The 21165-nt window shown below is 53.5% G+C and carries 21 protein-coding genes and 1 other RNA gene; 12 read left to right on the forward strand and 10 right to left on the reverse strand.

Annotation, left to right across the window (positions count from 1 at the left end):
• Positions 1-104 precede the first annotated feature (104 nt).
• Positions 105-212, reverse strand: an RNA gene (rprA, locus tag SOM82_RS08800) — antisense sRNA RprA.
• 185 nt (positions 213-397) lie between these two features.
• A complete protein-coding gene (ydiK, locus tag SOM82_RS08805) occupies positions 398-1513 on the reverse strand; it encodes an AI-2E family transporter YdiK (RefSeq protein WP_320459305.1) in 1116 nt (371 codons plus the stop codon).
• A gap of 267 nt (positions 1514-1780) precedes the next feature.
• Between ydiK and ydiJ the strand changes: the two genes are divergently transcribed.
• From ydiJ to SOM82_RS08820, 3 genes are all read left to right on the forward strand, one after another.
• Complete coding sequence (ydiJ, locus tag SOM82_RS08810) at positions 1781-4837, forward strand: D-2-hydroxyglutarate dehydrogenase YdiJ (protein ID WP_320459306.1); 3057 nt, start codon at positions 1781-1783, stop codon at positions 4835-4837.
• Positions 4834-5244, forward strand: a complete 411-nt coding sequence (menI, locus tag SOM82_RS08815; protein ID WP_320459307.1) for a 1,4-dihydroxy-2-naphthoyl-CoA hydrolase — start codon at positions 4834-4836, stop codon at positions 5242-5244. Before ydiJ ends, menI begins: the two co-directional genes overlap by 4 nt.
• Before the next feature lie 95 nt (positions 5245-5339).
• Positions 5340-5534 carry a YdiH family protein gene (locus tag SOM82_RS08820; protein ID WP_320459308.1) on the forward strand — a complete coding sequence of 65 codons (195 nt, stop codon included), beginning with the start codon at positions 5340-5342 and terminating at the stop codon, positions 5532-5534.
• A gap of 50 nt (positions 5535-5584) precedes the next feature.
• On the opposite strand, the gene fdhF is transcribed toward SOM82_RS08820, so the two are convergent.
• The 4 genes from fdhF to ycgZ all read right to left on the reverse strand — a co-directional run bounded on the left by fdhF (position 5585) and on the right by ycgZ (position 9052).
• Positions 5585-7735 carry a formate dehydrogenase subunit alpha gene (fdhF, locus tag SOM82_RS08825; protein WP_320459309.1) on the reverse strand — a complete coding sequence of 717 codons (2151 nt, stop codon included), beginning with the start codon at positions 7733-7735 and terminating at the stop codon, positions 5585-5587.
• 274 nt (positions 7736-8009) lie between these two features.
• Positions 8010-8276 (reverse strand): biofilm development regulator YmgB/AriR family protein, encoded by a 267-nt coding sequence (locus SOM82_RS08830; protein WP_320459605.1) that lies wholly within the window; start codon positions 8274-8276, stop codon positions 8010-8012.
• A 48-nt stretch (positions 8277-8324) separates the two neighbouring features.
• Positions 8325-8642, reverse strand: coding sequence for a hypothetical protein (locus tag SOM82_RS08835; RefSeq protein ID WP_320459310.1), 318 nt, complete (start codon positions 8640-8642; stop codon positions 8325-8327).
• 170 nt (positions 8643-8812) lie between these two features.
• Positions 8813-9052, reverse strand: a complete 240-nt coding sequence (gene ycgZ, locus SOM82_RS08840) for a regulatory protein YcgZ (protein WP_320459311.1) — start codon at positions 9050-9052, stop codon at positions 8813-8815.
• Between the two features lie 347 nt (positions 9053-9399).
• Here ycgZ and SOM82_RS08845 point away from each other — a divergent pair, with 347 nt between their 5' ends.
• Together SOM82_RS08845 and SOM82_RS08850 are read left to right on the forward strand one after the other, a co-directional pair.
• The gene (locus SOM82_RS08845) at positions 9400-10620 is read left to right on the forward strand and encodes a diguanylate phosphodiesterase (protein ID WP_320459312.1); all 1221 of its coding nucleotides are present in this window, start codon (positions 9400-9402) and stop codon (positions 10618-10620) included.
• Between the two features lie 189 nt (positions 10621-10809).
• Positions 10810-11541, forward strand: coding sequence for a MerR family transcriptional regulator (locus tag SOM82_RS08850; protein ID WP_320459313.1), 732 nt, complete (start codon positions 10810-10812; stop codon positions 11539-11541).
• A gap of 46 nt (positions 11542-11587) precedes the next feature.
• Here SOM82_RS08850 and SOM82_RS08855 read toward each other — a convergent pair whose 3' ends face one another.
• On the reverse strand, positions 11588-11860 hold the full coding sequence (locus SOM82_RS08855) for an ElaB/YgaM/YqjD family protein (RefSeq protein ID WP_154125215.1): 273 nt from the start codon (positions 11858-11860) through the stop codon (positions 11588-11590).
• Between the two features lie 429 nt (positions 11861-12289).
• Here SOM82_RS08855 and sufA point away from each other — a divergent pair, with 429 nt between their 5' ends.
• From sufA to ldtE, 7 genes are all read left to right on the forward strand, one after another.
• A complete protein-coding gene (gene sufA / locus SOM82_RS08860) occupies positions 12290-12658 on the forward strand; it encodes a Fe-S cluster assembly scaffold SufA (RefSeq protein WP_154125216.1) in 369 nt (122 codons plus the stop codon).
• Between the two features lie 8 nt (positions 12659-12666).
• The gene (gene sufB / locus SOM82_RS08865; protein WP_154125217.1) at positions 12667-14154 is read left to right on the forward strand and encodes a Fe-S cluster assembly protein SufB; all 1488 of its coding nucleotides are present in this window, start codon (positions 12667-12669) and stop codon (positions 14152-14154) included.
• A gap of 9 nt (positions 14155-14163) precedes the next feature.
• Positions 14164-14910, forward strand: coding sequence for a Fe-S cluster assembly ATPase SufC (sufC, locus tag SOM82_RS08870; protein WP_320459314.1), 747 nt, complete (start codon positions 14164-14166; stop codon positions 14908-14910).
• Positions 14885-16156: a Fe-S cluster assembly protein SufD gene (gene sufD, locus SOM82_RS08875; RefSeq protein ID WP_320459315.1), complete on the forward strand. Its 1272-nt coding sequence runs from the start codon at positions 14885-14887 to the stop codon at positions 16154-16156. The genes sufC and sufD overlap by 26 nt, the downstream gene beginning before the upstream one ends.
• Entirely contained in the window at positions 16153-17373 is a 1221-nt protein-coding gene (gene sufS / locus SOM82_RS08880) for a cysteine desulfurase SufS (RefSeq protein WP_320459316.1), read from the forward strand. The genes sufD and sufS overlap by 4 nt, the downstream gene beginning before the upstream one ends.
• Positions 17374-17387: 14 nt before the next feature.
• On the forward strand, positions 17388-17804 hold the full coding sequence (sufE, locus tag SOM82_RS08885; RefSeq protein ID WP_154125221.1) for a cysteine desulfuration protein SufE: 417 nt from the start codon (positions 17388-17390) through the stop codon (positions 17802-17804).
• Positions 17805-17900: 96 nt separating this feature from the next.
• Positions 17901-18920, forward strand: a complete 1020-nt coding sequence (gene ldtE / locus SOM82_RS08890; protein ID WP_320459317.1) for a L,D-transpeptidase LdtE — start codon at positions 17901-17903, stop codon at positions 18918-18920.
• Positions 18921-18989: 69 nt separating this feature from the next.
• On the opposite strand, the gene lpp is transcribed toward ldtE, so the two are convergent.
• The 3 genes from lpp to ynhH all read right to left on the reverse strand — a co-directional run bounded on the left by lpp (position 18990) and on the right by ynhH (position 21159).
• Positions 18990-19226 (reverse strand): murein lipoprotein Lpp, encoded by a 237-nt coding sequence (lpp, locus tag SOM82_RS08895; RefSeq protein WP_010430241.1) that lies wholly within the window; start codon positions 19224-19226, stop codon positions 18990-18992.
• 308 nt (positions 19227-19534) lie between these two features.
• A complete protein-coding gene (pykF, locus tag SOM82_RS08900) occupies positions 19535-20956 on the reverse strand; it encodes a pyruvate kinase PykF (protein WP_320459318.1) in 1422 nt (473 codons plus the stop codon).
• Positions 20953-21159: a protein YnhH gene (ynhH, locus tag SOM82_RS08905; protein WP_422655526.1), complete on the reverse strand. Its 207-nt coding sequence runs from the start codon at positions 21157-21159 to the stop codon at positions 20953-20955. Before ynhH ends, pykF begins: the two co-directional genes overlap by 4 nt.
• Positions 21160-21165: the final 6 nt, after the last annotated feature.

The following is a 21165-nucleotide window of genomic DNA, read 5'->3' on the forward strand; positions in this document are numbered from 1 at the left end:
AACGTTTACGGTTTCCCCCCTAAATTCTTTATGTTCCTCAAACCCGTCCTGGAAAACCACGGATTATCTGCGCTGCTTACCCCCCACAGTTCGCCGAAAAAAACCTAAAAAAAAGCCCATCGTGGGAGATGGGCAAAGACTACACACAGCAATTCGTTGTTTCACTCAGGGGATTTCCATGCTTATAAATCAAGGTGTTGATTTATAACCGTGTCCTAATAGTAGGCATGTGAAGATTTAGCGTCGATCAGATTCGTCTCAATAGTTTAAAAACTATGAAGATTTTGCGCGTTGGATGAAGTGCCAGAGTGCGGAATAGCGGGTCGGACCAGTAAGAGATGATAAAAATGATTAGTCGGACTTAAGTATCAGGCGGGTGACCCCGCCTGCAGATGCATTACGGCTTGTTTTTACCTTCCAGTTCCTCAAGGTCGTGGAGGATCACCTCGGGGTCCGTTCCCGGTGGTGGGATCTCATGAACCCAGGCGGAGAACAGGCGCCAGGTGACGGCCAGCAGCACCGGCCCGATAAAGAGACCGATCATCCCAAAGGCAATCAAACCGCCGATAACGCCGGACAGAATTAAAATCAACGGCAGGTCGGCGCCCATGCGAATCAGCACCGGACGAATGACGTTATCCATCGTGCCGACGACGCAGCTCCACACCAGCAGCACCGTGCCCCAGGTCGTATCACCGCTCCAGTAAAGCCAGATAATACTAGGGACCAGCACCAGCAACGGCCCAAGCTGCACCAGGCAGGTGAGGATCATGATGACGGTTAAAATAGTGGCATACGGCACGCCGGAGATCGCCAGCCCAATCCCGCCCAGCACCGCCTGCACCAGCGCGGTCACGACCACGCCCAGCGCAACCGCGCGAACGGCTTGCGCAGCCAGCAGGACCGCCGCGTCGCCGCGCGATCCGGCAAGACGGGTCGCAAAATGACGAACGCCCAATGCCACCTGTTCGCCGCGCCAGTACAGCAGGGCGCTGAAGAGCAGCATCAAAGTACAGTGCATCATAAAGCGCCCGAGGTGTGCCGCCTGCCCGATAAACCAGGTTGTGGTTGTCCCGACATACGGTCGCACTTTGGTCATAATCGCGCTGCCCCCCATCTCCAGCAGACTGTGCCAGCCGCTATAGAGCTTTGCGCCCACGATCGGAATGCTGTTCAGCCAGGCAAGATCGGGGGCCGTCATCTCTCCGCTGGTGATTGAGCGAATAACCGGTCCACTGGTGTCCACCAGGCTGTTAACCAGCAGCGCAATGGGAATGATAAAGACCAGGAAAAGAAACAGGGTCATGACCAGAACGGCCAGAGAACGCCGGCCGAACAGCAGCTTTTGCAGACGTAATAACAGAGGCCAGGTGGCGACAACGACCGTACCTGCCCACGCAAATCCGAGAACGAATGGGCGCACAATCCATAAACACGCGATGATCATGATGGCTAAGAACAGCACCGACAGCAAAATTTGCGCAACGTCCCTGGGCTGACGAAGATTGACCATAAATGAAATTCACCTTAATTGAATACCAGCCGCGCTGGCAGGAACAGAAAATTGCGTAACTTAATCATTAGTGATTTCTGCCATTTTTGACAGCTAAATTCTGCCCGTAAATCTGCCGGGCGCATAAGAAAAAAATGTGATACAACAATTCAAACACAACGCAAACGATATCCCTCGTCATAATTTACGCTGCAGGTGCGTGGGCTGCGAGCCTTCCTGCAAGCCAAATGATTGAGAGGGCAACAACACTATTTAGGGTCTTCCGTAATGATCCCATTGATTTCTCAGGCACCTGGCGTCGTTCAGCTGGTGCTCAATTATTTGCAAGCACTGGAGCAACAGGGTTTTACAGGTGATACCGCCACTCATTATGCCGACAGGCTGACCATGGCGACCGATAACAGTATCTATCAGTTACTTCCCGATGCCGTTGTTTTTCCTCGTTCTACCGCTGATGTGGCGCTTATTTCTCGTCTGGCGGCGCAGGAGCGTTTTGCTTCTCTGGTTTTCACCCCGCGCGGTGGCGGGACCGGAACCAACGGTCAGGCGCTGAATCAGGGCATCATCATTGATATGTCGCGCTATATGAACCGCATCATTGAGATCAATCCTGAAGAGGGTTGGGTGCGGGTAGAGGCCGGCGTGATCAAAGATCAGCTTAATCAGTTCCTGAAACCTTACGGCTATTTCTTTGCGCCGGAATTATCCACCAGCAACCGTGCCACCATTGGCGGTATGATTAATACCGATGCCTCCGGGCAGGGATCTCTGGTCTACGGCAAAACCTCCGACCACGTGCTCGGCGTTCGCGCTGTGCTGTTAGGCGGCGATATTCTGGATACGCAGGCGATGCCGGTAGCCCTTGCGGAAACGCTGGGCAAAGACAGCACGGCAGTCGGGAGAATCTATCGCAGCGTGCTCGACAGCTGCCGCGATAATCGCCAGCTGATCGTGGATAAATTCCCGAAGCTCAATCGCTTCCTGACCGGCTACGATCTGCGACATGTCTTTAATGACGATCTCAGCGAATTTGATTTAACCCGCATTCTGACCGGTTCGGAAGGCACGCTGGCATTTATCACCGAAGCCCGCCTGGATATCACCCGGCTGCCCAAAGTGCGTCGGCTGGTCAACGTCAAATACCACTCCTTTGATTCCGCGCTGCGCAATGCGCCATTTATGGTGGAGGCGCGCGCGCTGTCGGTGGAAACCGTTGACTCGAAAGTGCTCAACCTCGCGCGCGAAGATATCGTCTGGCATTCAGTCAGCGAGCTGATTACCGATGTGCCTGATAAAGAGATGTTGGGCTTAAATATTGTCGAATTTGCCGGTGACGATGCGGAGCTGATCGAGGGGCAGGTGCAAAACCTGTGTCAGCGCCTGGATGAGCTGATCGCGCAGGGCGAAGGCGGCGTCATTGGCTGGCAGTTGTGCAACGATCTTTCAGGCATTGAACGTATCTACGCGATGCGTAAAAAAGCGGTGGGGTTGCTCGGGAATGCCAAAGGCGCGGCCAAACCGATTCCGTTTGCCGAAGATACCTGCGTGCCGCCGGAGCATCTGGCCGATTACATCGTCGAGTTCCGCGCACTGCTGGATAGCCACGGTCTGAGCTACGGCATGTTTGGCCATGTGGATGCCGGGGTGCTGCATGTGCGCCCGGCGCTGGATATGTGCGATCCGCAGCAGGAGATCCTGATGAAACAGATCTCCGATGAGGTGGTAGCGCTGACGGCGAAATACGGCGGCCTGCTGTGGGGCGAGCACGGGAAAGGCTTCCGCGCGGAATACAGCCCGGCGTTTTTTGGTGAGCAACTGTACGGCGAACTGCGCAAAGTGAAGGCGGCATTTGATCCGCACAACCGTCTCAATCCGGGGAAAATTTGCCCGCCGGCCGGTGTGGATGAGCCGATGATGCAGGTGGACGCCGTCAAGCGCGGCACGTTCGATCGACAAATCCCGATTGCGGTGCGTTCGTCGTGGCGCGGGGCGATGGAGTGTAACGGCAACGGTCTGTGCTTTAACTTTGATGTGAAAAGCCCGATGTGCCCGTCGATGAAAATCACCAGCAACCGCATTCATTCGCCAAAAGGGCGAGCGACGCTGGTGCGTGAGTGGCTGCGTCTGCTGGCCGATCGCGGCGTCGATCCGATTGCGCTTGAAAACCATCTCCCGGAAAAACGCGCCAGCCTGCGCACGCTCATTGAGCGCTCTCGCAACAGCTGGCACGCCCGCAAAGGCGAGTACGATTTTTCACATGAGGTGAAAGAGGCGATGTCCGGCTGTCTGGCCTGTAAAGCCTGCTCGACCCAGTGCCCGATTAAAATCGACGTGCCGGAATTTCGTTCGCGCTTTTTGCAACTCTATCATTCCCGGTATCTGCGGCCCGTGCGCGATCACCTGGTGGCTACCGTGGAAAGCTACGCGCCGCTGATGGCGCGCGCGCCGAAAACGTTCAACTTTTTCATCAATCAGCCGCTGGTGCGCAAACTTTCCGAAAAACATATCGGCATGGTCGATCTGCCGCTGCTTTCCACGCCTTCTCTGCAGCGCCAGCTGGTTGGCCACCGTTCGGCAAATATGACGCTTGAACAGCTGGAAGCTCTGAGCGCCGGGCAAAAAGCTAAAACGGTGCTGGTGGTTCAGGATCCGTTCACCAGTTATTACGATGCGCAGGTGGTCGCTGATTTCGTGCGTCTGGTGGAAAAAGTGGGCTATCAGCCCGTCGTGCTGCCGTTCTCGCCGAACGGCAAGGCGCAGCATATTAAAGGCTTCCTGAGCCGCTTTGCAAAAACCGCGCAGAAAACGTCTGATTTTTTGAACCGTGTGGCGCAGCTCGGTATGCCGATGGTGGGTGTCGATCCGGCCCTGGTGCTGTGTTATCGCGATGAATATAAGCAAACGCTGGGCGACAAACGGGGTGATTTCAGTGTGCTGCTGGTGCACGAATGGCTTCCGGCGGCGCTGGAAAGCGCGGCGGTGAAAGACGTTAGCGGTGAATCGTGGTATCTGTTTGGGCACTGTACGGAAGTCACCGCGCTGCCGGGTGCGCCCGCGCAATGGGCGTCTATTTTTGCCCGCTTCGGCGCCAGGCTTGAGAACGTCAGCGTCGGGTGCTGCGGTATGGCGGGGACCTACGGGCATGAGGTGAAAAATCATGCTAATTCCCTTGGCATTTACGAATTGTCGTGGCATCAGGCGATGCAGCGACTGCCGCGTAACCGTTGCCTCGCGACAGGATACTCCTGCCGCAGTCAGGTTAAACGCGTTGAAGGCAACGGCGTTCGCCATCCATTGCAGGCTCTGCTGGAGATAATGGGATGATCTGGAAACGTACCGTGACGCTACAGGCGTTGAATGCCATGGGCGAAGGCAACATGGTGGGCTTGCTGGATATTCAGTTTACGCGCATTGGCGAAAACGACCTGGAAGCCACCATGCCAGTCGACAGCCGCACTCATCAACCGTTTGGTTTATTGCACGGTGGGGCATCGGTGGTGCTTGCCGAAACGCTGGGCTCCGTGGCGGGATATCTCTGTACCGAAGGCGAACAGAAGGTGGTGGGGCTGGAGGTCAATGCCAACCACATCCGCTCGGTGCGCAGCGGGCGCGTGCGCGGCGTTTGTCGTGCGCTCCACGCCGGTGTGCGCCATCAGGTGTGGCAAATCGACCTTTATGACCAACAGGATCGGCTTTGCTGCTCTTCGCGACTGACTACCGCTGTGGTTTAAATCAGAGTAAACATCCTGCAGGAATTGTTTTTGGTCAAAACCTGACCAGCAAAAAGTGTTATACTGGTCAGGTTTTGTACACAAGAGAGGATATTATGGATACCGAGTTGAACCCCGCCCAACTGGCAATAGAATTTTTACGTCGCGATAAGAGCAACCTGTCTCCGGCGCAGTACCTCAAGAAGCTTAAACAGCTTGAACTGGAGTTTACCGATCTGCTCGCGCTCTCTTCAATGGAGCTCAAAGAAGAGATCTATTTTGCCTGGCGCTTAGGCGTTCACATCCACTGATTTTCTTTTCTGAAGACGATAAAAGGCCGCCTGTGCGGCCTTTTTAACTGTTACACGTTCACCGCATTGATTAACCGGGTTTTCATCGACTGATAGGCTGAAGCGGCATAATCTTCTGCCCAGCGCTGATCGGTAATGGCCTCCAGTTGAACCGCACAATATTTGGTTTCCGGCGTTTTGGACGTCGGGTCGAGGTTATCCTGTGTCAGTTCGTTGCAGGCGCCAATCCACCACTGATAGGTCATATACACCGCGCCGATGTTAATGCGTTCGCTGATACTGGCGCGAGTGATCACTTTTCCGCGACGAGAACGTACCCACACCAGCTGCCCATCGCTGATGCCTGATGCCTGCGCATCCGCCGGATTGATCTGCACACGACCCGGTTCATCGGCCAGGCTTTGCAGCGCAGCGCAGTTGCCGGTCATCGAACGGCAGGAGTAATGCCCGACCTCGCGCACCGTACAGAGAACCAGAGGATAGTCAGCATCCGGCACTTCGGCGGGGGCCCGCCACGGCGCGGCAAACAGCTGGCCTTTACCGTCTGGCGTGTCGAACTGATTATCTTTGTACAGGTAAGGCGTACCGGGGTGATCCAGCGTCGGGCATGGCCACTGAATATGGCCCATCTCGCCCATTTTTTCGTAGGTTACGCCATAAAAGAGCGGGCACAGTTCGCGCATCTCATCCCAGATTTGCTGGTTGGAATCATAGTGCATCGGATAACCCATCGCACTCGAGAGCAGGCTGATAATCTCCCAGTCGCGCTTCACGTTGCCGCTGGCTTCGATAGCTTTGCCGAAGCGCTGGAATCCGCGATCGGCACAGGTAAAGACCCCGCCGTGTTCGCCCCAGGAGGTGGCGGGCAGCAGAACGTCGGCCACTTCGGCGGTTTTGGTCATGAAGATATCCTGTACCACCACGAAGTCGAGGGCATCAAAACCTCTGCGTACGAGGCCGAGATCGGCTTCGGTCTGGAGGGGATCTTCGCCCATGATGTAATACGCTTTGATCTTACCTTCCAGCGCCAGGTGCGGCACTTCGGTGATGCGTGTGCCAACCTGGTCGTCCATGGTGCTGACGTCAATTCCCCAGGCACTGGCGAATTTCTGACGGACCTGTGGGTCGGTCACGTCCTGATAGCCAGGGAACATGTTCGGCAGCACGCCCATATCGCACGCGCCCTGTACGTTATTTTGTCCGCGTACCGGGCCGACGCCGACGGCAGGACGCCCCAGATTCCCGGTAAGTAATGCCAGGCTCGACAGGCCTTTCACCACGTCTACCGCCTGTCCAAACTGGGTGACACCCATACCCCACATCACGGTGGCAGAGGGGGCGGCGGCGAAAGTACGCATCGCCTGGCGAACGTCGCGTGCCGGGATACCGGTCAGATGTTCGACCTTCTCGGGTGCGTAATCTTTGACGATCTGACGATAGGTTTCGAGCCCATTGGTGAAGCGCGCCACGTAGTTTTTATCGTACAACTCCTCTTCCAGCAGCACGTAACCGAACGCATTGACCAGCGCCATATTGCTGCCGTTATTCAGCTGTAAATGTTGATCGGCAATGCGGGCGGTTTCGATGCGGCGCGGATCGCACACGATGATCTTCGCGCCGTTCTGCCGGGCTTTTAGCACCCGTCTTGCCACAATCGGATGCGAATCGGCGCAGTTATAACCAAATACCAGCAGGCATTTTGAGTTCTCGATATCGTTAATGGCGTTACTCATCGCCCCGTTACCCAGCGTCTCCTGCAGCCCGGCGACAGAAGGGCCGTGGCAGACGCGGGCGCAGCAATCCACGTTGTTGGTGTGAAGCACCGCCCGGGCAAATTTTTGCATCACGTAGTTGGTTTCATTACCCGTTCCGCGTGACGATCCGGTCGTCATGATGGAACGCGGCCCGTGTTGATCTTTAATGGCTTTTAGCTTGCTGGCGGTGTAGCGGATAGCCTCTTCCCAGGTGACGGGCGTGAAGGCGTCTCCTTTGTTGTAGCGGATCATCGGTTGGGTGAGGCGAGGGGTAAGCAGACGGGTATCGTTAAGGAAGTCCCAGCCGTAGAAGCCTTTCAGGCATAGCGTGCCCTGGTTGGTGACACCTTCGGCGGCTTCGGCGCGGATGATACGATTATTCTCAACCACGAGATTTAATTTACAGCCTGCTCCACAGTACGGGCAGACGCTTGCGATTTTTTTCATCAATAACAGACCTGTTAAGAAATGAACTGATGCCATTCGGCCATGCCGGAACGCCATCATACGATTCAAGATGTTGAATGAGCGTCATCTGACACAGCGTTAAAGCAGATTCTGTGCCAGAATTTCATTTCTTTGATTTAACAGGGTTTAGTGATTTTTGAGCGCCTGGCTCGACATGACATTCGACAAAAGTGTCGACAAAAGAGAAGGCCGTGAGGGAAGTCATCAGGAAAGGCTCCTGATCCTGACGGCCTTATCGCGGTAAACGTCTTTTTTAAATATCGTCCATGGTGTAGCCAACCACGATTTCCAGCGTCTTGCGGATAATGTCACTTGTCACGACATCATCGGTGGTTTCGAGCGCATTAATCAGCCATAAAATAATCGCTTTGTTCGTCAGATGCCCTTCAGAGGCCATGATACAGCTGACCGCAGCAGCAAAAATGGCAGACTCTTCCGCCAGTTTATCGCCTGCATTACGGAAATATTCGGACAGCGCAGTATCGTGAAAACCGGCATACACATCGGGTTGAACGTGAATATTTTGTCTCATTTATTCTCACCGTAAGAGGTTAAAGATCGATTGCTGTTAATGTATGTTCTTATTCCCGCCGGGTTTGCCACGACCAAACAGCGGGAAAACGTTATCGTTCTGCTCACTTTTTAATCCGTCCAAATCCCTCTGCTGACGCGCTTTCTTACGTTGCGCAAAAGGCGTGCTCCTTGCACTGACTTCGGCAATGATCTCTGCAATCACCGCGCGACGCCGGTCATCCTTTTCACTCGCCTCCATGTCCCGCAATCTGCGCAACAGGGATTGCTTACTGAGCGGGCCATGTTCTTTCAGGAGAGATAAAACGGCCTCTCCGATTAACTCATCTGCTAATTGCTCGTTTTCACTTCTCATAACTGCATCTCTGATTGCCGCTTTGTTACGCAACGAAATGCGGCATTAAGTCAGAACCCCTCGCAAGGGGATCTGCTGAAGATTGCCAGGTCTTGCTGTAGCCTGAAACGTTCCTTCGTCAGAATGGACTTAAAACCCAGGTATCGGTTAAATGGGTTTGCTATTGGATCTCAGCGATCAAATAGCAAACCAATCAGGGTGTGGTAGTGACTCTCTTCTTCCGGACCGGATGCGGTATCAAGACGGCTCAGAAGTTTGGTGCACAGGGTTTTGCGATTTAACGTGCGTCCGTCACTCAGGATCTCCACCACAATTTGTCCAAGCGTTTCTTGCTGGGTTGGAAGCGCGGCTTTGTCGAAGTACTGGACAATTGCATTGGCGCTATCCGGAAGGTAGCTGTTCTGACGCATGTTTCACTCCTGTAAATTTAAGTAGTCAGCTAAGTTATGATTTAAGTTATACGTTTTTTAAAAAGCTGTACATTTCAAATGTACAATATTTGAGATTATTTTTTAACATTAAATGCTATTTGTTTACTTTCAGTGTCTTGCGGAGCTTACGGAAGGGCAGGGAATCCCGATATATTGTACAACATGTTTTTATCGCTCTGTTTCCAGCGCCGGGAGATTCAGTCGGCTAACATTCAGCTAACGCCTTGTGATGTAAATTATTTGTTAATCACTTAGTGTGCTATAACAATGACCTTCCCACCTTGCTCTGCAAGGGTGGCCACTCTGTTTCGACTACCGGAAACACTATGCTCACGACCATCATTTACCGAAGTCATCTGTGCGAAAACGTTCCAGTGAAAGCACTGGAAGAGATGGTAGCGACAGCCAATATCAAAAACAGAGAATCCGACGTCACCGGGATCCTGCTGTTTAATGGGACGCATTTTTTTCAGCTTCTTGAAGGCCCTCTGGAGAGCGTGACGCGAATTTACGCCGACATTTGTGCAGATAAACGCCATTACAATCTGGTTGAACTGCTGTGGGATTACGCGCCGGCAAGACGGTTTGGCAAGGCAGGGATGGAGCTGTTTGATTTAAGAACGTTTGAACGCAGCGAAGTGCTCCAGCAGGTTCTGGATAAAGGCACCACCAAATATCAGCTGACCTATAACGATCGTGCGCTGCAGTTCTTCCGCACGTTTGTTGAGGCCACGGAAAAAGAGAATTACTACGAAATCCCGCCGGGGGATAGCTGGGACTTTATTGCGGATGATAATGCGACACAAAGCCGGGTCATTGCGCTGGACGAAACGGCGGACTGTGGCTTTGCGTTTCAGCCGATTGTCGACCCGCTTGCTCAGGAAGTGGTCTCCTGTGAGGCCCTGATTCGCACCGTAAAAGGAGACTCTCCAAATGCCTGGTTTAGCGGGTTTTCGGGCAATGACCTCTACGAGGCCGATCTCAGAAGCAAGAAAGTCGCCTTTGCGATGGCGGGTGCGCTAGGGCTTGAGGAACACACGTTATCCATCAATCTATGGCCCATGACGCTGGTCAATGTTCCCGGTGCGGTGAGTTTCCTCTTAACGGAGATCGCGGCAAACGGACTGATACCGGAACAAATTATTGTTGAGTTCACCGAGAGCGAAGTGATCTCGCGCTTTGATGAGTTTAAAGACGCCGTCAGGCAGCTGAAAAGCGCCGGGATCAGTGTGGCAATCGATCACTTTGGTGCGGGTTTTGCTGGCCTGCAGCTGTTGGCGCAGTTTCAGCCGGACAGAATCAAGATTAACCGCGACCTCATTGCGGATATCCACCGCAGCGGGCCTCGCCAGGCGATCGTTCATGCCATCATAAAATGCTGTTCTTCGCTGGAAATCCAGGTGTGTGCCGTGGGTGTCGAGAAAGCAGAAGAGTGGATGTGGCTGGAATCAGCCGGTATTTCTCAGTTCCAGGGGCAGCTGTTTGCAGCGCCTTGTTTTAGTGGCATACCTGCCATCGCCTGGCCGGAGAAAAAAGCGGGAATTTAAGCCAGCCTGACGCTTCCATACACCGCGAAAATGCTCAACCGTATTGTACAAGATAAGCCGGGCTGAAAAAATCTTGTACAAAATCGGCTTGTACCCGAATGCTTTCTTAGTTATACAATAAGTTTGTACAATCTGGTAAGGTTGGTCGGGTTTAGTATGGAAGTATTGCGTTTGAGCATGAGGGAGTTAATGGCCTTATATAGTATCGGCGAAGTTGCCGAACGATGTGGAATCAACCCCGTCACACTGCGCGCCTGGCAGCGGCGCTATGGATTGTTAAAGCCGCAGCGCAGTGAAGGGGGGCATCGTCAGTTCGACGAAGAAGATATCCAGCGCATCGAAGAGATAAAACGCCTGATGAAAACCGGTATTTCGGTTGGAAAGGTGAAAGCGTTGCTGGAAGTCGGCAACCGGGTGGTTGACAGCAACTGGGTCTCTCTCCAGGAAGAGATGATGACGGTGTTGCGTTTCGCCAGCCCCGCTAAGCTCCGGCTTAAAATCGCTGAATTCCGCCGCGACCACGTCATCGAAGCCATTATCGACCATATTTTTATTCCCGTTCGCCAGCGTTTAAGCCTGGATCACAACACGGCCCGCCATATGTCCAGCTTACTGGACGGTGTTCTCATTGATTTTTCGGTTTTGATTCTGGCGGACGCGCGTAAGAAACCGGGCAAAGAAGCGTTACTGATTGGCTGGGATACGGACGATCGCACCCGTTTATGGCTGGAAGCCGGGCGACTGGCGCAACATGGATGGCATATTGATGTGCTGGCGGAGCCGATTGACTCGCCTAAGCCAGAACTGTTCCCCGGTCAAAAAGTGTTTGTCTGGACGGGGCATGTGCCCTCAAGACGTCAACAGGAACAGCTTGATCACTGGCGCGAACAAGGATTTTCACTCTCTTTCATTGAAGGCTGACTGAACTGCCGATGAAATGAAGGCCCTTTCGGGCCTCTCTTATTTTCTATTTTCTGCCTACCAGCAAACCGATGATAAGCCCAATCGCACCTGCCGCCATCAACCCGGTCAGCGGGTTATCGCGGACTCTGTCTGATACCTCAGAAGCGACGTCCGAAGCCTGAGCTGCGTATTTTCTTGCCGCACCTTTAATCTGATGTTTAGGTGAATCGACCGCATCGCCAAACTGGGATTGCGCTTCGCCCGCGAACTCATCCGCTTTGTTAAAGACTTTTTTCGCCAGGCGATCGGCTTCATTTTCTGGATCGTGTGATGACATAGTTTTCTCCTTTAGTGTCCCTCCAAGTTTAGTCCCTGATCGCCACCTTGCTCGCATCAATGCACGTTTAGCGGCCTGTTTCAGTCTTATCCTGGACAGTCGTCTGCGCAAAAAATCATAAGCCACTGTTATCAGGGTAATTGATTGATTCCGTAGATTATCTAAAACCGATTAAATAAATAGGTATATCCGATGCATATTTTCCCTTTTAGCCATTAGCGCCTGTTTGTGCGACGAAATACGTTATGCATCAATGTATTAAACTATTTCTACTTAGCCTAATAACCTGCGTGGCAGGGTCTATGCTTAATAAAAGTAGCCAAAAAGGGCGGTTTAGGTGAAAGCCCCTGCTGTCAGGGGGTTGAAGTGATAATCGTTATCACTAACATGGTGTAATGCCCCTGGTGGCTCAATTGATGAGGTGGACCTATGGAATTGCATTCAGAAACCTTTAATCCGGCAGATTTTAGCTGGCGTGGTTTGACGCTGACGCCTGCGGCGGCGGCTCATATCCATGAACTGGTGGCAAAAAAACCGGAAATTGTGGGCTTGCGTTTAGGCGTTAAACAGACGGGTTGCGCCGGTTTTGGCTATGTGCTGGATACGGTCACTGCACCCGAAAACGATGATCTGGTGTTTGAAACCGACGGAGCGAAGCTGTACGTCGCGCTGCAGGCGATGCCGTTTATCGACGGGACGGAAGTCGACTACGTGCGCGAAGGTTTAAACCAGTTATTCAAATTTAATAACCCGAAAGCTCAGAACGAATGTGGCTGCGGCGAAAGCTTTGGGGTATAGGCGGTACTATGTCTCGTAATACTGAAGCAACTGACGATGTAAAAACCTGGGGCGGTGGACACCTCAATTATAAAGAGGGGTTCTTCACCCAGTTAAGCACTGACGAACTGGCGAAAGGCATCAATGAAGATGTCGTCCGGGCGATCTCCGCAAAACGTAACGAACCGGAGTGGATGCTGGAATTTCGTCTGAATGCGTTCCGCGCGTGGCTGGAGATGGAAGAGCCGCACTGGCTGAAGGCGCATTACGAAAAGCTGAACTATCAGGATTACAGCTACTATTCCGCACCCTCCTGCGGCAGCTGTGATGATACCTGCGCCTCGCAGCCTGGCGCAGTACAGCAGACAGGAGAAAACGCTTTCCTGAGCAAAGAGGTTGAAGAGGCCTTCGAGCAGCTGGGTGTGCCCGTGCGCGAGGGGCGTGAAGTGGCCGTCGATGCGATTTTTGACTCCGTTTCCGTGGCAACCACCTATCGTGGAAAACTGGCCGAGCAGGGGATCATCTTCTGTTCGTTTGGTGAAGCCATTCACGACCATCCGGAGCTGGTAAAGAAATACATCGGCACCGTCGTACCGAGTAATGACAACTTTTTTGCGGCGCTGAACGCGGCGGTGGCCTCGGACGGGACCTTTATCTACGTGCCAAAAGGCGTGCGTTGTCCGATGGAATTGTCCACCTATTTCCGCATCAACGCGGAAAAAACCGGTCAGTTCGAACGCACGATTCTGGTGGCCGATGAAGGCAGCTACGTGAGCTACATCGAAGGCTGCTCCGCGCCTGTCCGTGATAGCTATCAGCTGCACGCGGCGGTAGTGGAAGTTATTATCCACAAAGACGCCGAAGTGAAATACTCGACGGTGCAGAACTGGTTCCCGGGCGACGGCAATACCGGCGGCATTCTGAACTTCGTGACCAAGCGCGCGCTGTGCGAAGGTGAAAACAGCAAAATGTCCTGGACCCAGTCGGAGACGGGATCGGCCATCACCTGGAAATACCCAAGCTGCATTTTGCGCGGCGATAACTCCATCGGTGAGTTCTACTCCGTGGCGCTGACCAGCGGCCATCAGCAGGCCGATACCGGCACCAAAATGATCCATATCGGCAAAAACACCAAATCCACGATTATCTCGAAAGGGATCTCCGCCGGGCACAGCCAGAACAGCTATCGTGGTCTGGTGAAAATCATGCCAACCGCGACCAACGCCCGTAACTTCACCCAGTGTGATTCGATGCTGATCGGCACCGACTGCGGCGCGCACACCTTCCCGTACGTGGAATGCCGTAATAACAGCGCTCAGCTTGAACACGAAGCCACCACTTCGCGGATTGGCGAAGACCAGCTGTTCTACTGCCTGCAACGGGGTATCAGCGAAGAAGATGCGATTTCAATGATTGTGAACGGCTTCTGCAAGGACGTGTTCTCTGAACTGCCGCTGGAATTTGCCGTAGAAGCACAAAAACTGTTGGCGATTAGCCTTGAGCACAGCGTCGGTTAAGGAAAAAACATGTTAAGCATTAAAGATTTACAGGTCAGTGTGGAAGATAAAGCGATCCTGCGCGGGCTGAATATTGACGTCCGTCCGGGTGAAGTGCACGCCATCATGGGGCCGAACGGTTCCGGGAAAAGCACGCTTTCGGCGACCCTCGCAGGCCGTGAAGATTATGAAGTGACCGGCGGAACGGTGGAGTTTAAAGGGAAAGACCTGCTGGAACTGTCGCCGGAAGACCGCGCGGGCGAAGGCATTTTTATGGCCTTCCAGTATCCGGTAGAAATCCCTGGCGTCAGTAACCAGTTCTTTTTGCAAACCTCGCTCAATGCGGTGCGTAAATACCGCGGTGAAGAGGAGCTGGATCGTTTTGATTTTCAGGATCTGATGGAAGAGAAAATCAAGCTGCTCAAAATGCCCGAAGATTTGCTGACCCGTTCGGTTAACGTGGGTTTCTCCGGCGGCGAGAAGAAACGTAACGATATCCTGCAAATGGCGGTGCTGGAGCCAGAGCTGTGTATTCTTGATGAAACCGACTCCGGTCTGGATATTGATGCGCTGAAGATTGTCGCTGAAGGGGTTAACTCGCTGCGCGACGGTCAGCGTTCGTTCATTATCGTGACCCACTACCAGCGCATTCTCGACTATATCAAACCGGATTACGTGCATGTGCTGTATCAGGGGCGCATTGTGAAGTCCGGTGATTTTACTCTGGTCAAACAACTGGAGGAGCAGGGCTATGGCTGGCTTACCGAACAGCAGTAACGCGCTGCAACAATGGCATCGTCTGTTTGAGGCGCAGGGTGAAACCCGCTCTGAACAGGCGCAACACCATCTGCAACAGATGCTGCGCCTGGGCTTGCCGACGCGCAAACACGAGAACTGGAAGTACACTCCGCTGGACGGTTTGCTCAATAGCCAGTTTGTCACGCACAGGGCGGAAGTTACGCCGACGCAGCGCGATGCGTTAGCGCTCAACGTTGACGCGGTGCGGCTGGTTTTCGTGGACGGGCAATATCGGCCAGAACTCAGTGAAAGCAGTGAACAGAGCGGGTTTGAGATTGCAATCAATGACCAACGCCAGTCACTGCCAGCCCCTGCGCAGCCGGAAGTGTTCCTGCATCTGACCGAAAGCCTGGCGTCGGGCGTGACGCACATTCGCGTGAAGCGTAACCAGCGTCCCGCAAGACCGTTGTTGCTGTTGCATATTACCCAGGGGCTGGATGGCGAAGAGGTCAACACCGCGCACTATCGTCACCATCTTGAGCTGGAAGAAGGCGCAGAGGTGACGATCATCGAACATTATGTCAGTCTCAATGAGGCGAAACATTTTACCGGTGCGCGCCTGACAATGAACGTGGCGGCGAATGCGCAACTGCATCACATCAAGCTGGCGTTTGAAAACCCGGCCAGCCATCACTTTGCGCATAACGATATTGTGCTGGCGGCCGATGCCGCGGCCTACAGCCACAGTTTCCTGCTCGGATCTGCGGTGCTGCGCCATAACACCAGCACTGAGCTGAACGGAGAAAATACCACGCTGCGTATCAACAGCCTGGCGATGCCGGTGAAGTCAGAAGTATGCGATACGCGGACCTGGCTTGCGCACAACAAAGGGTATTGCAACAGCCGTCAAATGCACAAAGTGATCGCCAACGATAAAGGCCGCGCCGTATTTAACGGGCTGATTAACGTTGCGCAACACGCGATTAAAACCGACGGGCAGATGACCAACAATAATCTGCTGCTGGGGCGTCTGGCTGAGGTCGATACCAAACCGCAGCTCGAAATTTATGCCGATGATGTGAAGTGCAGTCACGGGGCGACGGTCGGTCGTATTGACGATGAACAGATGTTCTATCTGCGCTCGCGCGGCATTGATAAGCAGGCCGCGCAAAAAATGATTATCTACGCTTTTGCGGCCGAACTGACGGAAGCCATCAGCGATGACACATTGAAACAGCAGGTGCTGGCACGCATTGGTCAGCGTTTGCCTGGAGGCGAAGCATGAGTTTTCCGGTGGAGAACGTGCGGGCGGATTTTCCGATCCTGACCCGTGAAGTGAATGGTCTGCCGCTTGCCTATCTCGACAGCGCGGCCAGCGCGCAGAAGCCCAATCAGGTGATTGACGCCGAGGCGGAGTTCTATCGCCATGGTTATGCTGCCGTGCACCGTGGGATTCATACGCTCAGCGCAGAGGCGACGGAGCGTATGGAAAACGTACGCACCCGGATTGCCGCGTTCCTGAATGCCCGCTCTCCCGAAGAGCTGGTGTTTGTGCGCGGCACGACCGAGGGTATTAACCTGGTGGCAAACAGCTGGGGGAATGCGCAGGTTCACGCGGGCGATAACATCGTCATCACTCAGATGGAGCATCACGCCAATATTGTGCCGTGGCAAATGCTTTGCGAGCGCGTGGGCGCACAGCTGCGCGTGATTCCCCTGAATGAGACGGGGACGTTGCAGCTGGAGACGCTGGACTCGCTGCTCGACGAACGCACGCGGCTGGTGGCTATTACCCAGATTTCCAACGTGCTCGGCAGCGAAAATCCGCTGGAAGAGATCATTTCTAAAGCCCATCGGTCCGGTGCGAAAGTGCTGGTGGATGGCGCACAGGCCGTGATGCATCACACCATTGACGTGCAGGCGCTGGACTGTGATTTTTACGTCTTCTCGGGGCATAAACTCTACGGGCCGACCGGGATTGGCGTGCTGTATGTTAAAGAGGATATTTTGCAGGCGATGCCGCCGTGGGAAGGGGGCGGCTCGATGATCGCCACCGTCAGCCTGACGCAAGGCACGACCTATGCCAAAGCGCCGTGGCGCTTTGAAGCCGGCACGCCGAATACCGGCGGGATTATTGGGCTGGGTGCGGCAGTGGAATACGTGACGTCTGTCGGGCTGGATGCGATCGCTGAGTATGAAGGGATGCTGATGCGCTATGCGCTGGCAGAGCTCGCCAGCGTTCCGGATCTTACGCTGTACGGGCCAGAGGATCGCAAAGGGGTTATCGCCTTTAATCTGGGAAAACATCACGCCTATGACGTGGGCAGTTTTCTCGATAACTACGGCGTCGCCGTGCGTACCGGACACCATTGCGCGATGCCGCTGATGGCGTTTTACCAGGTCCCGGCCATGTGCCGCGCGTCGCTGGTGATGTATAACACAACGGAAGAGATTGACAGGCTGGTGACCGGACTGAAACGGATCCACCACCTGCTGGGCTAAGAGAGAGACAAGAGATGGCCGCATTGCCGGACAGAGATAAACTGTTGCGTAACTTTAACCGGTGCGCCAACTGGGAAGAGAAATACCTGTACATCATTGAGCTGGGGCAGCGTCTGCCCGATCTCAGCGAAGAGGCGCACAGCCCGGAAAACACCATTCAGGGCTGCCAGAGCCAGGTGTGGATTGTGATGCGTCAGAATGAGGAGGGAATGATTGAGCTGCAGGGCGACAGCGATGCGGCGATCGTCAAAGGGCTTGTCGCCGTGGTGTTCATTCTTTATCACCAGATGTCTGCCCAGGATATCGTCGCCCTTGACGTGCGCCCGTGGTTTGAACAGATGTCGCTCGCTCAACACTTAACCCCTTCACGCTCCCAGGGGCTGGAAGCGATGATCCGCGCAATCCGCACCAAAGCGTCCAACATTAGCTAAACTATCAAGACAGCATTCATCCTGTTTCGCGAGGTGGTTCCCGCCTCGCTGTTTTTCAGCTTTCTGACGTCCTGTCAGTGAATAAGGAATCTCAGCATGAAGCGCGCGTCTGTCATTACACTCTTACTCATCAGTTGGATCGGTGGCCTTCATTCTGCCCACGCGATGGATTACCCATTGCCGCCAGAAGGCAGTCGCCTTATCGGTCAAAATCAAACTTACGCTATCCAGGAAGGGGACAAAAATTTGCAGGCCATTGCCCGCCGATTTAATACGGCGGCGCAGCTGATCCTCGAAACCAATAATACGATTGCGCCGGTTTATCCTGCGCCGGGCACGGTGATTACTATTCCGTCGCAAATGTTGCTTCCGGATACCCCTCGCGAAGGCATTGTGGTGAATCTGGCTGAGCTGCGGCTCTATTATTTCCCGCCGGGTGAAAATATCGTCCAGGTTTATCCACTCGGTATTGGTCAACTGGGGCTGGAAACGCCGGTCAGCACCACGCGCGTCAGCCAGAAAATCCCCAATCCAACCTGGACGCCGACACCGGGCATCAGGGCGCGTTCTCTGGCACAAGGTATCAAATTGCCGCCTGTGGTCCCGGCAGGGCCTAATAACCCGCTGGGGCGCTTTGCGCTGCGTCTGGGGATAGGGAATGGCGAATACCTTATTCATGGCACCAGCGCGCCGGATAGCGTCGGCTTACGCGTCAGTTCCGGCTGCATGCGGATGAATGCGCCCGATATCAAAGCGTTATTCGAGCAGGCGCGCGTGGGAACGCGGGTACAAATCATTAATGAGCCGGTGAAGTTCTCCGTTGAGCCGGACGGCAAGCGCTATGTCGAGGTTCATCGACCGCTGGCACAGGTTGAAGGCGAGGATCCGCAAATCACCCCCATTATGCATAATGCGGGATTTGCCTCGTTTGTTTCGCTGGACGGGAATGACAAAGTGCTGATTGAAAAGGCGTTGTCGCGCCGTGCGGGCATTCCGGTTGCGGTCTCTGCGGGAAAGGGGATGTCGGTATCGGAAACTCACCCGGTATTGTCGGTGCAGAATAGTTCTGCTGTGACAGCGGTTTCTGAAGGTGAGAAAGCGGTACTGACGCAGTGAGCGCGGCGGGAAGGAAAAACAGGCAAAAAAAATGGCGCACAATGTGCGCCATTTTATTAACAGGTACTATTACTTACGGTATTTAGTAGCCTGGTTGTCCAGACGCTGGTTAGCGCGAGCTGCGTCGTCTTTAGCAGCCTGAACGTCGGAACGGATTGCGTTCACGTCGTTGCTCAGCTGGTCAACTTTAGCGTTCAGAGTCTGAACGTCAGAAGACAGCTGATCGATTTTAGCGTTGCTGGAGCAACCTGCCAGCAGAGTAGAACCCAGGATTACCGCGCCCAGTACCAGTTTAGTACGATTCATTATTAATACCCTCTAGATTGAGTTAATCTCCATGTAGCGTTACAAGTATTACACAAAGTTTTTTAGGTTGAGAATATTTTTTTGATGGGAATGCGCCTATTTTTGATCGTTCGCTCAAAGAAGCATCGAATTTGACCGCTTTTTAAAAAAGCTATGTTAAAAAAGACATTTTTCATCGGATTCCTCTTACATAAATCACGCTTAAATAGAAAAACTCGATTTGCATTTTGAATAAATAGGGTCAATGCCATAAATAAAAAAAGCGCCGCGAGGGCGCTTTTTTACGAAATTAATTCGTTTGAGAATGATTACAGCACGTGAACAGATGCCGTATTGGTCGTTCCGCTTGGTACCAGCGCACCAGAAACCATGACCACAACGTCGCCTTTACGTGCCAGACCGCAATCAACCAGCTGCAGCGCCACTTCTTTACCCAGACGGTAGAAATCATCCGTAGAGGCGATCTCTTTCACCAGGTGTGGAATCACACCTTTGCTCAGAACCAGCTGACGAGCAGTGGTTTCGTTGGTGGTCAGCGCCAGAATGGTCGCGTTCGGGAAGTATTTACGTACGGCTTTAGCGGATTTACCACCTTGAGTCGCGACAACGATCAGTGGAGCATCCAGTTTCTCAGCGGTTTCTACCGCACCACGGCACACGGCTTCGGTGATACGCAGTTTACGGCTGTCGTTGCTGTTATCCAGACGGCTGGTCATCACGCGGTCGGTACGTTCGCAGATGGTCGCCATGATGGTTACGGCTTCTAGCGGGTATTTCCCTTTTGCGGATTCGCCAGACAGCATAACGGCATCTGTACCATCCAGGATGGCGTTCGCTACGTCACCGGCTTCAGCGCGGGTAGGGCGTGGGTTTTTGATCATGGAGTCGAGCATCTGCGTTGCGGTGATAACCACTTTACGCGCACGCACACATTTCTCGATCATCATCTTCTGCGCGAAGATCACTTCTTCAACCGGGATTTCAACGCCCAGATCGCCACGGGCAACCATGATGCCGTCAGACGCTTCGAGGATTTCGTCGAAGTTGTTCAGGCCTTCCTGGTTTTCGATTTTGGAGATGATCTGGATCTTCTCGCCGCCGTGCGCTTTCAGGTGCTCACGGATTTCAGTCACGTCAGAACGCTTACGGATAAAGGAAGCAGCAACAAAATCAACGCCTTGTTCGCAACCGAAGATCAGGTCCTGTTTGTCTTTTTCAGCCAGTGCTGGCAGAGCGATGGAAACGCCTGGCAGGTTAACGCCTTTGTTTTCACCTAGGTCGCCGTTGTTCAGCACTTTACAAACAACGTTTTTGCCTTCAATTGCCGTCACTTCCATGCCGATCAGGCCGTCATCCACCAGAACGGTGTTGCCAACGGACAGGTCGGCGGTGAAACCTTCGTAAGTCACAGCAACGATGTCGCTGTTACCGACAACAGTCTTATCAGTGGTGAAGGTAAAGGTCTGACCCGCTTTCAGGGAGACGTCGTTGCCGCCTTCCAGTTTGATAGTACGGATTTCAGGGCCTTTGGTATCCAGCAGGATAGCGGCTTTTTTACCGGTTTTGCTCATCACGTTGCGCAAGTTCTGGATGCGCTGGCCGTGTTCAGCATAGTCACCGTGGGAGAAGTTCAGACGCATAACGTTCATGCCGGCGTCTAACATTTTGCTCAGCATCTCTTCAGATTCGGTTTTCGGGCCGATGGTGCAAACAATTTTCGTCTTTTTCATGACAGTCTTAGTCTTTTAAGTTGGGAAGGATATGGGAATCTCGCTCCGGGGGCGCACTGCCGCGGAGTCAAACCTGTGTTGCGAAATTTTAAATGACACGCACTAAGGATAGGTGACATCAAATGAGCGTGCAGAAGAAAGTGTGCCTGAGGATCAGCCCAACGAAGGAGAGAAGAAGTTGTACGTTGTTTTTTGTATTCCAAGCGCTG

Origin of the sequence: Lelliottia sp. CFBP8978 (genome assembly GCF_034046055.2) — a bacterium.
In the GTDB taxonomy this organism is placed as follows: domain Bacteria; phylum Pseudomonadota; class Gammaproteobacteria; order Enterobacterales; family Enterobacteriaceae; genus Enterobacter.